Annotated in this window: 6 protein-coding genes; 3 read left to right on the top strand and 3 right to left on the bottom strand. The window is 45.9% G+C overall.

Annotation, left to right across the window (positions count from 1 at the left end; all coding sequences use genetic code 11):
- Positions 1–155 precede the first annotated feature (155 nt).
- The 3 genes from ACYVE4_RS10435 (at position 156) to ACYVE4_RS10445 (ending at position 5,534) form a co-directional block, all read left to right on the top strand.
- Positions 156–1,109 (top strand): T9SS type B sorting domain-containing protein, encoded by a 954-nt coding sequence (locus tag ACYVE4_RS10435; RefSeq protein WP_461039651.1) that lies wholly within the window; start codon positions 156–158, stop codon positions 1,107–1,109.
- Positions 1,110–1,285: 176 nt separating this feature from the next.
- Entirely contained in the window at positions 1,286–2,725 is a 1,440-nt protein-coding gene (locus tag ACYVE4_RS10440; RefSeq protein ID WP_461039653.1) for an MOP flippase family protein, read from the top strand.
- A gap of 256 nt (positions 2,726–2,981) precedes the next feature.
- On the top strand, positions 2,982–5,534 hold the full coding sequence (locus ACYVE4_RS10445; RefSeq protein ID WP_461039655.1) for a glycosyltransferase: 2,553 nt from the start codon (positions 2,982–2,984) through the stop codon (positions 5,532–5,534).
- 63 nt (positions 5,535–5,597) lie between these two features.
- On the opposite strand, the gene ACYVE4_RS10450 is transcribed toward ACYVE4_RS10445, so the two are convergent.
- The 3 genes from ACYVE4_RS10450 to ACYVE4_RS10460 all read right to left on the bottom strand — a co-directional run bounded on the left by ACYVE4_RS10450 (position 5,598) and on the right by ACYVE4_RS10460 (position 17,479).
- Positions 5,598–6,284 (bottom strand): ATP-binding cassette domain-containing protein, encoded by a 687-nt coding sequence (locus ACYVE4_RS10450; RefSeq protein WP_461039657.1) that lies wholly within the window; start codon positions 6,282–6,284, stop codon positions 5,598–5,600.
- Positions 6,285–6,640: 356 nt separating this feature from the next.
- Positions 6,641–10,720: an amino acid adenylation domain-containing protein gene (locus ACYVE4_RS10455; protein WP_461039659.1), complete on the bottom strand. Its 4,080-nt coding sequence runs from the start codon at positions 10,718–10,720 to the stop codon at positions 6,641–6,643.
- 3 nt (positions 10,721–10,723) lie between these two features.
- Positions 10,724–17,479 carry an amino acid adenylation domain-containing protein gene (locus ACYVE4_RS10460; protein ID WP_461039661.1) on the bottom strand — a complete coding sequence of 2,252 codons (6,756 nt, stop codon included), beginning with the start codon at positions 17,477–17,479 and terminating at the stop codon, positions 10,724–10,726.
- Positions 17,480–17,525 lie beyond the last annotated feature (46 nt).

The following is a 17,525-nucleotide window of genomic DNA, read 5'->3' on the forward strand; positions in this document are numbered from 1 at the left end:
AATGGATACTACATCAAGTTACTCAAAATGATAGTGCAACTACAGACAGGTAAATCACCTGACCATATGGTGACCAAATTAATGTACTGAAGTCACAAGAATTAGGTATGGCTTCTATGCCCTGTCAACGAATTAGGACACGTCTTCTGCTTCTTATGCGTGTAGCGATCAATATGATTGCCTGTATTTTTTGTGTCTTTCCCCTATCCATAAACGCTCAGGTTTGTAACTACCCATCTGGCGAAGTGTTGATCAATCAATCGTTTAGTACTGCTGGCAGTCCTATTTCCATCGCTGATTTCACGAGTTATGAATTTGAGCCGATCAGTTGTCCGGGTGATGGTCAGTACGCCGTTTTAAATTCTGTGGATGGCACCTGTTTTAATTCGACCTGGCATAATCTTCCGGGTGATCATACAACAAGTAATGGAACGGGTAATATGCTGGTTGTCAATGGTGGAAACAAACCCGGCACATTTTATCAGCAGCCCGTCTCTTACTTGTGTAGAGGCACTAACTACGAAATTTCGTTCTGGGTTGTAAACTTACTCCGGCCCAATACCTGTTCCGAAGCGTTGATTCCCAATTTATCCATCAACGTAGAAACAAAGGACGGAGTACTGATTCAATCAACAGCTATTGGCTTGATTGATCAAACTGAAACACCTACGTGGCGACGCTACTCAACTCTGTTTACGGTTCCTGTAACGACAGATGAGGTCATCATAAAACTCGTCAATCATCAGGGTGATTATGGCTGCGGAAATGATATGGCGATCGACGATATTCAACTAAAACCCTGTGGCGAATGTGCAGCTCCACCCGAAATTGTGTATGTTCCTGATGCCTTTACGCCCAATAACGACGGTGTAAATGATACATTAGCTTTCTTTTTACGGGCTTCAGCTGCCAATTCCTATTCAGTAAAAATTTTCAATCGATGGGGAAATCCGGTTTTCACGAGTCAGAATGCAGCTGAGCAATGGGATGGAACATTTGGTGGTATGCCTTGTCCAGCCGGGCCATATACCTGGATCATTACCCGCCAATCGAGCGCATCGACCAGGAACAAGCAAATTCAAACAGGACGCGTTTTATTGATACGTTAGAAAAGTAGACTTTGTCCTGCTATGCGGTCCGCCGGTGCGGCATGACAAAATCATTGTTTGTGTTACTGACCATTTTGCGATTTAGCAGTCTAAACCCGTAAGAAGCACCCGACTTTATAAAGCCTTGAGCTATTGACTATCCATCAACAGCTTGAAATGCTAAGTAGATTATCTAAATGAGTAACACACAGAAAGCAATGAACGGGGGGAAGTGGATTACCATTTCCACAGCCATCTCCACCTCGTTTCAGTTTTTGCAGATAGCCGTACTGGCTCGTGTATTAGCCCCTGCCGATTTTGGTATAGTCAGCGTCAGCAACCTGATTATTGCCTTCTTTCAGGTATTTGCCAACCTTGGGTTTTCCAATTCAATTATTTATAAACAGGAAAGTGATCGCGACGTCTTATCAACGCTTTATTATTTAAATCTACTGATTGGCCTATTTATCTTTACTGTTATCCATCTCAGTAGTCCGTTTATCATCGCGTTTTATCACGAACCCAAATTAGATCGCGTTCTCAACCTATCGTCCTATTATTTCGTGATTGCTTATTTCGGGCAACTTTATATGTTCCTGCTCGAAAAAGAGCTTCGATTTAAATCTGTAGCGATCATTGACATTACCGGATCTGTTGCTGGTACTGCCGTGACAATAGCCTTGGCTTATAGTGGCTACCATGAGTTATCGCTCATTATTGGCTCGCTGGTGATGCAAATAGTCAAATCGGTGTTACAAATCACTTTTGGCATTCGGTTCTTCTTTCCGAAGCTATATTTCAACCTTAGTAAGGTTCGTGAACACCTCCGCTTTGGGATTTACAACATGGGCGATGGTTTTTTAGGCTTTGTTCAGGCAAATTCTGACAATATTTTTCTGGGCGGTATGCTGGGGGTTAAAATGCTCGGATATTACACCATTGCGTATCAGCTGTGTGTATTCCCGATCATGAAACTAAACCCGATTATTTTACAGGTGGCGTATCCAATTCTGGCCCGGATGAAAGACAATACGGCTGATCTGAAAAAATCGTATCTGAAAATTCTGGATTTTATCAGCTATTGTAATATGCCCCTGCTGGCGGGTTTATTTATTACGGCCGATAGCGTAGTTCCTTTAATTTATGGGCCTGGTTGGGAGCAAACCATCGACCTAATCCGGCTTTTTGTTTTTGTGGGGCTGTTTATTTGCCTAAGTCACCCACTCTACACCGTTGCTTTTACCAAGGGGAAACCTAATTTATTGTTCTACCTCAACCTGGGCACAGTGATCGTCAAAATACCATTGGTCTATGTATTTGGTACTTATTGGGGCATAACGGGAATAGCTGCGTCTTTTTTGCTGGCCACTTTCCTGAATATGGTCGTCAATTTTGCTATGGTCCATTACCTGATTGGCGATTTCATGAGCGATTTTCTGAAAAATATCGCAAAGCCCACCATTTTCTGTCTGATCATGGTAGGGCTTATTAGCCTTTACAAAACGTTTGCTGGAAATGAAGGACTGGTAAATACGTTCGTTGAAATCAGTTTGGGAGGAGCAACATATGCCGTATTGACCTTAGCTTATAAACTCTCGTTATCGGATTTAAAAGCTTATCGTCAAGGGCTTTTGTGAGGAATTGGATTGTTTCTGACTATGAGGCAATTCGGCCGAGAAAAAAATATACTATCTCAATCTTGACTATAGCCATCTTTTAACGTCATAATTAATAAGATTGATGAATTGACTACAATGTGTCAATGTATTGATCAGACTTTATCCTACTGATTAACGAACTATTAATCAGGAATTGACTTGGCTTATGCAGAGTCAACCTGCCCAAATAAGGTTTATTCCCTATTTACAGGAGTGCAATACAATCTAACCCATTATGAGCTGGTTTACTTCTACCAAACGTTCTCCGAACGAAGCGTACAACTTTGCCTTTAAACCAAGCGATAAACGACGTATTCACCTGCTCATTCTGGTAGGTCTGCTGTTTATGGTCGCATTCCTGGCTGTCTACTTTCAGCCAAGCAATCGGGGTTATAGCTGGCTATTTATTCTGCTTACGATTTCAGTTACGTTCAAGCTGTTTCGATTACTCCATGAATGGTATCACTACTGGAACGTAGTCCCTTCTTCTCCCCCACCCGCTACTCGTACCTGGAGCGTCGATGTATTCACGACATTTTGTCCCGGCGAACCGCACGACATGGTAATCAATACATTACGTGCTGTTCAGGCGATGTCGTATCCACATTCCACTTATTTGTGCGACGAAGCAAACGATCCTTACCTCCGCCAGATATGTGATGATATGGGGGTTATTCACGTAACGCGTACTGATAAAAAAGACGCCAAAGCGGGGAATATTAACAATGCACTTCAACAAGCTACAGGTGAAATATGCCTGATTATTGATCCCGATCACGTACCTGCGCCTGATTTTCTGGATCACGTAATCCCCTATTTCGAGAATCCAAAAATTGGGTTCGTACAATGCGTACAAGGCTATTACAACCATAAAGAAAGTCTAGTTGCTTACGGTGCCGCCGAGCAAACCTACACGTTTTACGGCCCCATGATGACCTGTATGGGGAACTATGGAACGGCGCAGGCTATTGGGGCTAACTGTACGTTCCGGCGGGCTGCCCTTGATTCGATTGGTGGACATGCACCTGGTCTTTCGGAGGATATGCATACGGCTATGTTGCTTCATGCACAAGGGTGGGAATCGGCGTATGTACCGCTACCCTTATCTTATGGCTTGGTACCCAGCACGTTGTCGGCGTATTTCAAACAGCAGTTGAAATGGTCAAGGGGAACGTTTGAGTTATTGGTGACTACCTATCCAAAAATAGTCAGCAAATTATCGTGGCGTCAACGATTGCATTACCTCACGATGCCGATGTATTATTTGCTTGGCGTCGTACAATTGATAGATCTGTTGATTCCGATTATTTCGCTCATCACCATGCGGTTACCGCTTCGGCTGGATTTGCTGCTTTTCGCCACCGCTTACGTTCCTCTATTGGTAGCTGCTTTTCTGATCAGGCAATACGCACAGCGTTGGTTGATTGAAAAAGATGAAGCTGGATTCCATATTCTTGGGGGTATTCTGAGCAGTGGTACCTGGTGGGTTTACTTATTAGGGCTGGTTTATACGATTTTTCGGGTTGACGTTCCCTATCTGCCTACGCCCAAACGTGATCGGCCCCAAAACAATTTTGTGCTCTGTTTGCCCAATATCTTAATGGTTCTCGTCACATTTGGGGCTATCGGCTACAGCATTTACCACTACGGACGATTTGCGATCAGCAACGTATTTTCCCAACTCATGATCGGTTTTGGATTATTGAACGTCGTGATTCTGGGGTTGAACATACTTATTGGACAGGAGAAATTGCTGGGGCAACTTAAAAACTGGGTAGCTCCCCGAATTTCGTTTCAAAAGCCCATTTTCTGGCCGCTACGTATTGCTTTCTGGCATATTCGGTACGGCTTCTACCGTTGGTTACGCTTATCGGCCATTCCGTTGTTTGTTCTATGGATGGTCTTGACAACAGGTTTAGTAGCATACACTAGCCGTAAAAAAACGTCGAAACTCCCTAATGAACTTCGTTACGCGACTACTCAACCGTTTTATTACGGGCTGGAACCAGCTAATCAACCTGTCAGGAAATTGATTCCAGTTCCTGATCAGGTCATCGTTCCGCAACATCTCAACTGTTTGGTAGCTGCTAATGGGAATATTTCCATTACCCAACCCAATTGGTCAGGACAGCCCAATCAATTGCCTCTCCTCTATTTGGAACCTGCATTTACAGCCAGCGTATCAAATCGTCCCGCATCGGAAACGGAGTTACAGGCCTTTTTGACTAATCTTCAACAAGGCCGTCATGACGATGTGTTGCTAAAATTTGCGAATCAATTAAAAAAATATCCGCATCCCTTCTTACTAAGCTTTGCTCCTGAATTTGACGATACTTCGCATGCCTGGGGTACTCGGCAGGACAAAACGCTGGCACTTTACAAGCAAGTCTGGGAACACATTGTCAAGCTTTTTCAACAGCAAGAGATGACTTCTGCAACCTGGGTTTGGTGTCCTACGCAACCGTCAACTTTTGTCAATCACTACCCCAGCGGAGACTATATTGATTGGCTGGGACTTGATGTCGTGAATGGCCCAGTTGTGGTTGATGATTTGCCAAAGCATTCTTTCGCGGCCCAATATCAGCTGATGCACAATACCATTCGATTACACATTTCGTATAGCATCCGGCATAAACCCATTCTGATCACGCACTTCGGCTCACCCATCATTAATCAAGCTGATCGCGATTGGGTAGTTGATGCGCTAGGTAGCATTCATGATCGTTATCCTGAAATACGAGCTACAATCCTTTCACCAGAGCAGGCTAACGCGCTGAAAATTCACTGAGACTATCAACTTTGTCATTTCGATCTACGGCTCAACTAACAAATTCAATCGTCTAAAAAGCGTTTAGTTTATATAGCCAAAATCCTTCAACTGTTGCAGTGGGTGTTCTAACGGAATGGTGCGGCCATTCATGTTCAAATAGTAGAGCTTGTCGCTGATCGCTAATACATCCTGGTAATAATGGTCTGTAATCAGGATTCCTTTTCTATTTTTCAAGACAGAAAGCCAAGCCTTTAGGGTTTCGACGTGTAATGGCATTACGTTCGAAAAAGGTTCGTCCAACATGATGAATGGTGCTGGACTTGTGATGACCATGATGGTTTCGACTAGACGTTGTTGCCCACCGGATAGCTGCTTAAATCGATAAGGTAGTAAGCCATTCAATTCAGGGAAATAATCATTCGCTTCCGTAAGGTTGGATTGGTAAAGCGATAAAGCTTTTTCGACAGTTAATTGACTCGGCGCAAAGCCCTTCTGTGGCAGATAAGCAATCAAACCTCTACTCTGGTATAACTTACCAACATAAGCTCCGTCGATACGAACGGAACTGTTTTGCGTAGTCTTGGTGCCGTATATTACTTCTAGCAACGACGTCTTGCCACACCCATTTCGACCTAATAAGCCAACAATCTGGCCTTTATCAATCCGGAGATAGATATTCTGTAGAATTCTACGATTTTCATATTCTAACCAAATACCGTCTGCTTCCAGTTTTGTTACTGAAGAATAAGGCTTGTCAGGCAAATCCATACACCAAAAATCAGAAGATCAACTAGATAGACTCCACCAGCCAATTGAATCTCAGAGAATCCAAAGTGATGATAAAAAACAAATCCTTTCCGATTAGTGGATCGAAAAAGGTACCAGATTAGAAGCTGAGTCAGGCTACGTAACCAAATAAATTTCGTTATAAAAGACAGAAATTTTTCAGACCCTAATGTAGGGCATTCAGCCACTAGCCACATTAGGAGAGACGTGGCAATGGTCAGCGGATAAAGTTGTCTGTATAAAATCAATAAGACGCGAAACGGTAGCATTTCCGATCATTTCAGGAAAGATAGACCGTTTCGCAATAGCCTAATAGGAATTAAGAAGCTTTAACAAGATTACGCGTTATCAAGCGCGCGTTGCAAGGTTTCTGCAAAGATTTTATCGTTAGGCGGTAGAAGCATCTGTTCGTGGTCGCCGGGCACGTTGTGTACGCGTACGCCTTTTATAGCGTATTTTTTCCATCCTAAAAACTTATTATCGTCCACAAAATAAAGTCGTACCTGCGCTTTGAAAAGATCTACAATCCCATCGTAAGGCTTCATAGTGTACTTCTCGAAAGCGATTTCGTGTTTTTGTATAATTTTATTCAGCTGGTCAAGCACAACCACCTCTGGTTCAGGCTCTTTTCGTACACCTGTAGCTTTTAACACACGATCTACCTGGCGTGCGACATACTCCTGCTGATAACGCAACGTTGTGATGGGCTGCCGAATTAATGAACGCGTAAACCAGATCAATTTAGGGAACTGACGTAGAATCTTACGTTGCAGCCAATCACCCAGTGATTTGTTTGTGTCGGATTCCTGAGCATTTGTATCGAACATCGCCAGCAGCTTCACTTCCTTCCCCATCGCTTTCAACTGGCGAGCCATTTCCAGTGCCACATACCCACCAAAGGAATACCCGGCAATTGCGTAAGGTCCTGTGGGATTTTGCTGCAACACTTCCGTTATGTAGAAAGCAGCAATCTCTTCCATACTGTCCAGTGGTTCGTCCTCACCGTCCAGCCCTTTTGCCTGTAAGCCATAGATCGGTTGCCCAGCATCCATATAACTAATCAAGCTACTGAAATTGAGCAGGTTAAGGCCGATACCGTGGATAATATAAATAGGTACCTTACTGCCTTGTGGTTTAATAGGCACCAGTGATTTCCAGGCTGTTGACTTTTCATCCGTTTGAACCAATTGGGCTAATTTCCGAACTGTTGGATACGTCAGTAGGGTCGATAAGGGTAGTCGTTTCCCCGTTTCTTTTTCGAGCTGGGTCATCACCTGAACAGCGATCATCGAGTGTCCTCCCAACTCAAAAAAGTCAGTATCGATACTGATAGTATCCAGATGCAACGCGTCTTTCCAGATTGACGAGATTAGTTTCTCAGTAGGTGTGGCGGGTTCTGCCTGCTCCTTCTTTTCAGCCGCTACCACCGACGCAGGTTTCGGCAACGCATTTTTGTCAATCTTCCCGTTGGGAGTAATCGGAAGTTGCGGCAAACTCACAAAATCCGTTGGCACCATATACGATGGCAATGAATCCTGCAATTTGCTTCGCCATACGCGAATCTGGTTATTAAAAGCCGATTCAGAAAGCGGTGGCTTTGCAACTAGGTATGCAATCAAACGCTGATCGCCGGGCCGATCTTCACGCGCAAGAACAACGGCTTCGCTAATGCCCGGTTGTGTGACTAAAGCATGTTCTATTTCACCCAATTCAATCCGGTACCCTCTGACTTTTACCTGCTGATCGATGCGGCCCAGGCAATGGATCTCTCCATCGTCCATGAATTTACCCAAATCGCCCGTTCGGTACATCGTACGGCTTTTCGCAGGATCAAACGGGTTGGGTACGAATTTTTCGCTTGTTAGTTCAGGACGATTCAGGTACCCGCGCGCAACGCCATCGCCAGCCAGATAGATTTCGCCAACGCTCCCTTCTGGCAACAGATTCAGGTGTTCGTCCAGAATATATACTTGCGTATTTTGAATGGGTCTGCCAATGGTAATAATCTCGTCGCTGGCCAGAATCTGCTTTCCAGTGGAATAGATGGTTGTTTCGGTCGGACCATACATATTCCAGAGCGTATCGCAACGAGCCGTTACTTTCTGAGCCAGATCTTTCGACATCGGCTCTCCGCAGCACAGGATTTTCAACGGCAAGCGTTCCTCCCACCCTGCAGCCAGCATCATTTTATACGTAATTGGAGTGGCTTGAATAAAACTGATGCCATATGTAGGAACCGCTTCCAGCAACGCCCGTCCATCTTTCGCTGTTTCAGAATCGGCCAGTACTTCCGTGGCTCCAACTAATAATGGCAGGTACAATTCAAGCCCGGCAATGTCGAACGAGACAGTAGTGACAGCCAGTAAAACGTCATCTTTCGTAATACCGGGCCAGCTAATCATGCTATAGAGCAGATTCACCAGATTCCGATGCTCAATCAATACACCTTTGGGCTTGCCAGTAGAGCCCGATGTATACAGAATATACGCCAAATCCGAACTCGCTACTTTAACCTCTGGTGTAGTAGTCGGATATTGAGCCAATTCGGTTAGAATCGTCTCTAACAATACGACCTTAGTATGCTGATTGCTGGTTTGTTCGATTGCCTGATATTTTCGGGACGTAATCAGCATGGTAGCCGACGAATCGGCCAGCATAAATGCGATTCGATCCTGAGGATACTCTGGATCGATGGGGACATAGGCAGCACCGGCTTTCAGAATCGCCAGCAACGTAATCACTAAATCGGGTGTCCGATCCAGCAGAACCCCAACGATAGGTGTTCCGGCTACAGATCCACTACCAATTCCTCGTTTACGGATCGCATGAGCAATCTGATTCGCCCGTTCGTTCAGTTCGCGATAGGTATATTTCGGATAACCGGAAGCCTCTTTCGTGAAAACCAATGCCGTTTTATCCGGATAGTTTTTGGCTGTTTTATCCAGTAATACGTGCAATGGTGTATGGCGAGGATAGTCGGCAGTGGTATCATTCCAATCCGATAATTTCTGATTTTGATCTTCCTCATCAGCCAGCGGAATATCTTCAATCAGAATCGATGGATCATCGACAATCGTTTTCAGAAGCCGCTCAAATTCAGCCATCATTCGGCCGATGCTCGCTTCTTTAAATAGCTGGGTATTGTACGACCATTCGAAAATCAAGGAGGCCGTTTTCGAGGAACCGCTGATATTCAGAAAGAGATCAACGGCCCCGTATTTTCGGGGATTACTAATCAGTTCATAGGTAAGTCCTCGAAAATTAACGCCATCGTCAAGTCCCATATCAACGTTGAAGATGATTGGAACTAAAGGAACACGGGATGGATCGCGCGCGATGGGTAGCTTTTTCAGCAGACTACCAAACGTTAATCGCTGATGCTCATAAGCATCCAGCATGTCTTCCTTTCGCTGTTTCAGAAACTGAAGGAAACTAGTTTCAGGCTTTGGGAAACTGCGAAGCGGTAACAGATTAACGCAATGGCCAACCAGACCAACGTAGCCAGTAGCTGATTGACCGGCTGTTGGTAGGCCCAGCACAATATCATCCTGACCAGTCAGACGGTGCAGAAACACCTCAAAAGCGGCCATCAGCGTAGTTATAAAACTACATCCAGCTTTGGCGCCCATCTTTTTTACAGCCGCTCCGATGGCGCCATCTAGCGGAAAATCAAGACGATCAATATCGAAGGTGCGTAAGGCTGGTCGGGAGAAATCAGTTGGCAGATCCAACACAGGCACCGAATCTTTGTACTGATCAAGCCAGAATTTCTCTACCTGGCGATATTCCTCGCTTTTTTCAAACTGCAGTTGCTCAATGGAATATTGGCTGTAGGTAGGTGCAGCGGGCAAATCAGGCACTTTAGCTTGCGCATAGGCCGAGTAAAGTGCACTCAAATCCTGGAGCATAATCCCCAGCGACCAGCCATCACAAACAATATGATGCCCCGTTAACGTGAAATGAAAAGCAGAATCGGATAACTTGTGTAAACCAACTTTTACCAGAGGGCCGTTCAGCAGATTGAAAACATGAAGGGCATCCTGTTTGATGTATTCAGCAATGAGTCGCTCCTGCTCAGCTTTTGTCTTGGTTGAGCAATCCTGATACACCAGATCAATGGGTGTTTCGCCAAAAATACAGATCTGCTTTCCGTCGGCACTAAACGCAGAATGCAATGCTTCATGCCGTTGCACCAGCGCCTTCCAGGCTTTTTCGAAAGCAATTGTATCTAACTTTCCATCAAAACGTAAGGATATCGATTCATTAAACGCCCTACTAGCATCATCACCGCCGAGTTGACAGGCTGCCCAAACTTCAATTTGCGGCTCACTGGCCGGGGCCAACGCAACAATCTCGGAACCCTCAAACGGATTATAGTCAACAGCAATCAGATTTACGTTCGAAATGCTTTCCGCCATCCGTCATTTAGTTAATTCAACTCGTAAGAACTTGCCTGGCTGATCTGGATTAGGAATATACCACCCCGGATTACCGTCCCGATCTCGCCCAAGTTTGGCACCAGAGGCCGGTGGAATATTTCCAACAAAATTTACACCAATTGTTTCACTGTTTGTTAAAGGCACTAAATCAACTTTAAAAAATCCAGCATCAATTAAATCATTGATACTTTCTGTAAACCGATCAATAATAATATCGATTTCCTGATCGGTATGCGCTTCGGTGATAAAGCAGGGGAAATTGTCCCAGATGTGAATACCCCGCTCTCGCATCAGGCTAAACACCAGCTCACCGTATGGGATCTCTTCTTTAAATTTAATTTTCCAAAGAGAACCAAAATTAACCACAAAAATGGGAAGTTGCCAGCCCTTGAGGACAGCGTTTAAACCGTCGGCCAACCGCTGGGTTTTTCGGGTAAGTTCCTGTTGAAGAGCAGGTCCCGCAGCTTTTATATAGGTTAGCGACGCCTTGGCAGCCGCTAGTGCCAAGGGATGTCGGACAAACGTTCCGGCAAAATACGTCACTCCCACTTCGGGAATCGATGCATCACCATATTGCCAGAAACCGCCATCAAGTGCATCCATGAAGGAACGTTTACCGGCGATAACCCCAATCGGCAAGCCAGCACCGACCACTTTACCGTAAGTGGCCATATCTGCTTTAATACCAAAAAGCGCCTGAGCACCACCCGGATGGGTTCGGAATCCGGTGATAACTTCATCGAATATCAGGGCCGTTCCTGAACTAGCGGTAATTGTCCGAACCTGTTTCAAAAACTCAATTGGCACAAATTCAGGGCGACGACTTTGTACGGGCTCTACCAGAACAGCGGCCAGTTCATGCGCTCGCTCGCGGATAATTCGCAGGCTTTCGTCGGTACCGTAATCCAGAATCAGCATGTTCTGCACCGATTCAGGCATAATGCCGGGAGCCGCCGGAAATGATTTGAGTTTCTTGGTTCCTCGAACTAAAACTTCATCGACAATACCGTGGTATGACCCCGAAAAAGCGACAATCAACGATCGTCCCGTTACCGTTCGGGCTACGCGCATGGCTCCCAAAACGGCTTCTGAACCTGTATTGCATAAGGCAGAACGCTCAGTTCCAGTTAATTCGCAGATTAGTTGGCTTACTTCACCCGCCAGTTCGTGCTGTGGTCCGACTTCAAATCCGGCTTCGATCTGCTCATGTAAGGCTTTCTTTATCCAGTCAGGCTGGTAGCCAAACATATTCGATCCGAACCCATTCAAGGCATCAATGTATTCATTACCATCAATATCCCACAGCCGACTTCCAGCCGATCGATTGACTACCAATGGATACACAATTTCTTTTGTGTGGGGGCGGAAACCCGATACTACGCGTGGATCGGCCATATGCGCCCGATGCTGCTGGGCATAAATTTTGCTTTTGCCTGTTTTCTGCGTATATCGATCGGTAAACTGTTGTAGAAATTTCTGCTGTTTCTCGCCTAACGTCGATGCCTGACGTTCAATACGGGCCGTAGCACCAAATGGTTTTTTGAGTTCTACTTTCTCTTCTGCCGTCAAATCCGACGCATCCGTAAAGCTGCGTCCATTGGGAACAATCGGTGGTGGGCTCGTAACGTGAGCGACCGGGCGAGGTGGCTGAACCGTTGGTGGACTGGGTGGCACCACCGTTGTGGCGCTTCCTCCTTGTAAAAGTTCGATCTGTTTGGCAAGCAGTTGCAACTGTTGCGCAATGAGATCAAGTGCTGGGTTCGCTGGAGCTGCTGTTACCGAGGCAGTCATTATTGGCTGACTAACATAATTAACAGGCGTTGGTATCGCTACTGTGGTTGGAGGTGCCACAGGTGCCGGTTCAGGTGGCAATTGCTGATCCAGATACGTGGCCAACTGATCTGGCGATGTATAATCACTGGTCAATTGGCGGAACGTAATGGGTAAACCGAATTCTTTTTTAAGCGTCAACGCGACCTGCGTCAGCAATAACGAATCAAGTCCTATTTCCAGAAAGCTTGTATCGGATGAAACGCCCTCCATTTCAATGCCCGAAGCATCTTCCAGAAGTTGATTGATTTGGTTAATCAGCAGCGCTTTTCGGTCCAGCTTCGGTGTCGGTTGATGAAAGTCAGCAAGTTGCTGATTAACCAAATCACTAACCAGGTTATCCGAAAACTTGGTATGGTTATTTAGGTTCTGAGAACGCTCAGAAATTGATTGGGTAGAGACTACTTCCATGTGCGATTGGATAGGTTCAAGCCAACAGTATTTTTTATCGAAGGCGTAGGTCGGCAGAGACACTTTTATTCGTTGCTGCCCTTTATAAAATGCGTTCCAATTTGGCTCAATGCCATTTAGATATAGTTGCCCCAGTGTCGTTAAAATAGCCTGACAGGCAGCTGGCCAGTCTGACACATTCGGTAGACCTGCGAAAACCGGTATCGGTTTTTTACCAATTTGCTGACGAGCCAGCGTAGCCATAACATGCCCTGGTCCAACCTCCAGGAGGAGTGGATTTTCAAGGCCAATAATTGTATCGAGTGCGCTGGCAAATTGTACTGTTGATCTCAAGTGTCCAGCCCAATAACGAGGGTCAGTTGCCTGATTATCAGTCATCCAGGCTCCCGTTACAGTCGAAACTATCGGCTTTTGCGGTCTATTTAGCGAGACAGTCTGGACAACCTTGGCAAATTGATCGACAATTGGATCCATCATTGCCGAATGAAACGCATGGCTAGTTGCTAGTGGCTGATTCGGGATGTCCCGTTCATCAAGCAACCGGGCAAAATCGGCAACATCTTCATCCGTACCAGCCACAACGCATAGATTATGGCTGTTGACAGCTGCCATCGATAGTGTTTCGGGCAATAACGCCATTACCGAATCAGCTGACATCCGTACGGAAAGCATACTTCCTTTGGGTAGTTCGCTCACCATGCGCCCTCGGGCTGTTATCAGCGTCAAGGCATCTTCCAGCGTAAACACGCCCGATAGGTGTGCCGCTACAAACTCACCGATACTATGGCCGCACAATACGGAAGGCTCGATCCCCCAACTCATCCAGAGTTGCGCCAACGCATATTCTGTCACAAAGAGGGCAGGTTGCGTATAGCGTGTATTTTTCAAGAGTTGCTCATTCGTACTATCGACTACATCCGGATACATGATCTGCCGAATATCGGTATCCAGATGATTTTCCAGCAGTTGCGCGCAAGTATCAACGGCGTTGCGGAATACGATCTCATTCTCGTACAATCCACGACCCATGTTCAGAAACTGAGCGCCTTGCCCCGGAAACAAAAACGCGATCTCGTCGGGCTTACTATCTACTTTGGTCGTAGGTATTTTAGTGGTATCAACCTGTAATTTTTGCCGAAGCTCAGCGGTTGAAGTAGCTAAAACAAATCGACGGTGAGCAAAATCGGCCCGCGTCGTTTGTAGTGAAAAGGCAATGTCAGCTAAGTTCGAAATTTCTGTCTGACCCGAAAAATCAGCCAGTTTTCGCGTATAAGTATCCAAACTCGCCAACGATTTCGCCGACCAGGTGACCAATTGTACTGGTCGCCCATCGCCTGATTCCTGAGAGTCACTGGCAAATTCTTCCAGTACAACGTGTACGTTGGTTCCTCCTACGCCAAACGAGCTTACACCTGCCCGACGTGGACTAGTTGCGTTTGAAGTCCAGTCAGTCAGTTCTGTATTGACGAAGAATGGGCTATTCGCAAAATCAATTGCCGGATTCGGGTTTGTGTAATGCAGCGATGCTGGAATTTGTTTGTGATGCAGCGCCAGCGTTGTTTTAATAAGTCCGGCAACACCAGCCGCTGCGGTTAAATGCCCCATGTTGCTTTTGATGGAACCAATCGCACAGAACTGCTGCGTTGCTTGTTCGCCAAAAGCCTGCGTTAATCCTTCTATTTCAATGGGATCACCTAACGGTGTAGCCGTTCCGTGCGCTTCTACATAGCTGATCGTGGACGGGTCAATGGCAGCATCAGCAATCGCCATCTCGATTGCTCCGGCCTGTCCTTCGGAACTTGGTGCGGTAAAACTGCCTTTACCTCCTCCGTCGTTATTAACCCCAACGCCTTTAATAACAGCATAGATTGTATCGCCATCGCGAAGAGCGGCTTCCCGATTTTTTAACAACACAACCCCAGCTCCATCGCTGAAAACTGTGCCTTGAGCGCTTGCGTCGAATGAGCGACAATGTCCATCCTGGCTCAACATGGCGCCTTCCTGATACAAATGACCGCTGTTGACGGGTGTTGTCACACTAGCTCCGCCCGCCAACGCTACTTCGCACTGCCCATTACGAATACTCTGGACAGCCTGAGTGACAGCTAATAACGAGGTAGAACAAGCGGAGTAAACACTAACAGCAGGACCTTTTAAATTCAACTGATAGGCCGTTCGGGAAGCAATGTAATCTTTCTCATTCAGAGTCATCACCTGAAACGCGCCCACCTGATTAATCAGCTCTTTATGACCGGGTATATTATTCAGGTAATATGTGTTATTTCCGCAACCGGCAAACACCCCCACTCGACCCGCATAATGTTGAGGCAAATAACCTGTTTGCTCCAGCGTTTCCCAGGCAATTTCCAAAAAGATACGTTGCTGGGGGTCCATGAGCTGCGCTACTTTCGGCGACAAGCCAAAGAAAAGCGGATCAAACTGATCGACTTGATCAATAATTCCACGAGCTTTTACATACAGGGGATCATTTTTTAGACTAGATGATATAGTCGCATCCAGCTCGCTATCAGTGAAAAAACGAGTTGTTTCTCTCCCTTCCTTTAGCAATGTCCAGAATTCGTCAATGGTATTGGCTCCTGGAAAACGACCTGCCATACCAATAATAGCGATATCCGAATCAGAAGATTCTGATTTTCGGATTCGTCCTTTCGTCGTTTCGACCGAAGAACGCCCCGTTGTTTCTGATTTTGTGGGTTGTAAATAAGCCGCAACGCTGGCAATGGTCGGGTATTGATAAAGCTTCGTAACGGGTAACGTGTACTGGCGTTCTTTCAGCAGTGCAACTGTTTTTTGGGCCAGGAGGGAATTACCACCCAACTCAAAAAAGTTATCATCCAGCCCAATTTTATCTAGTTCCAATAAAGCCACCCAAACGCTGGCGATGGTTTGTTCGAGGTCAGTTTTGGGCTTCCGATAGGCAACCGCTAGTTCAGGTCGTTTCCGTTCGGGCAAAGGCAACTGTTTTTTATCGACTTTACCGCTGGTCGTTTTGGGTAACTCATCCAGCCACACAAACGCCGATGGCATCATGTAATCCGGCAACTTATCATCAAGTTGCTTCCGAATTGCCGATGTATTGGTTTCCCCATTTGCCGAAACCAGATACGCAACTAATTGCTTTTGACCACCTACACCTTCGCGCGCTACAACGACAGCCTGTTTAATTCCACTAATCTGATTGACAACCACTTCTACTTCGCCCAACTCAACCCGATGCCCACGAATTTTCACCTGATCGTCGCGACGGCCTAAAAAATCAATTGTGCCATCCGATAGCAAACGGCCCAGATCGCCTGTACGGTAAACACGCAAACGGCCCCGATTCGGGATTGTCAATTCGATGAATTTTTCGGCTGTCAGTTCAGGCTGATTCAGATATCCTTCGGCTACGCAGGCTCCACCAAAACAAAGTTCGCCAGCTTCACTATCAGGAACCAGATTCAAATTATCATCAACAACAAATACGTTGGTGTTATCGATTACCGAGCCAATACTCGGCAAAACAGGCCATTCGGCAGGATCACCAGACAAGGTCAATTGCGTAACTACGTGACACTCTGTAGGACCGTACTGATTAAACAACAGACAACCGGGCAGCGCCGAGAAAAACTGAGCAACCTGGGGCGTAATTTTTAATTGCTCCCCAGCCGTCATTACTTCGCGAAGTTGTTTCGGAAACAACTTTAAACTAACCGCTGCCTCAGATAGGTACTGAAGCGCTACAAAAGGCAAAAACAACCGATTAATAGCCTGGTCATCAATAAATTGAAGAAGCGCGTTTAGATCCAGCCGGAGCGATTCGTCAACCAGCATTAATGTTCCACCCGTACTCAGTGTTGCGAAAATTTCCTGAAACGAAACGTCGAAACTTAGCGGAGCTAATTGCAGTGTTCGTGTTTTCAAACCAGCCTGCGAATGTTTGGCCTGCCATTGCAGAAGGTTTATGAGAGGCCCATGCCCCATGCAAACCCCTTTAGGTTTTCCAGTCGAACCCGATGTGTATAAAACGTAGGCTGTACTTTGCTGACGACTCGTTACCGTTGGCAATAGATCGTACTTGCCATCGGACGCAATTACCTGCAAATTCAGCCGATCAAAGAGAGACTTATCGACGTTTGCCGACAGGCAGGTTTTTAGACCTGAATCCGTGATTATTTGTTGAAGACGCAGCTCAGGATAGGATGGATCAAGCGGCAAATAGGCTTTCCCAGCTTTTAGAATTGCCAGTACCCCAACGACCATTTCCAGATTGCGTGTTGTGCTTACTCCAATCCAGGCAGCCTCAGGATCAGTATGTAAAATAACCTGACACAGAATTTCAGCCCGATCATTTAGTTCACGATAGGTCAGTTCCTGCGTACCAAATACGACAGCAACCTGATCGGAATTTTCCTGAGCAACCTGCTCTACGAGTTGATAGACGAACTGTGGATAGAGTAGTTCCCGGCCAATGTCAACATGTTTATGAGCACTCATACTATTCATCAATTCAACTAGTAGTAACTTCTCAAAAGAGCACAAG

The sequence above is a fragment of the Spirosoma harenae genome (assembly GCF_054776975.1).

Coding starts and splice junctions, on each gene's coding strand:
- ACYVE4_RS10435 (WP_461039651.1), top strand. CDS start 156: ATGCGTGTAGCGATCAATATGATTGCCTGTATTTTTTGTGTCTTTCCC.
- ACYVE4_RS10440 (WP_461039653.1), top strand. CDS start 1,286: ATGAGTAACACACAGAAAGCAATGAACGGGGGGAAGTGGATTACCATT.
- ACYVE4_RS10445 (WP_461039655.1), top strand. CDS start 2,982: ATGAGCTGGTTTACTTCTACCAAACGTTCTCCGAACGAAGCGTACAAC.
- ACYVE4_RS10450 (WP_461039657.1), bottom strand. CDS start 6,284: ATGGATTTGCCTGACAAGCCTTATTCTTCAGTAACAAAACTGGAAGCA.
- ACYVE4_RS10455 (WP_461039659.1), bottom strand. CDS start 10,720: ATGGCGGAAAGCATTTCGAACGTAAATCTGATTGCTGTTGACTATAAT.
- ACYVE4_RS10460 (WP_461039661.1), bottom strand. CDS start 17,479: ATGAGTGCTCATAAACATGTTGACATTGGCCGGGAACTACTCTATCCA.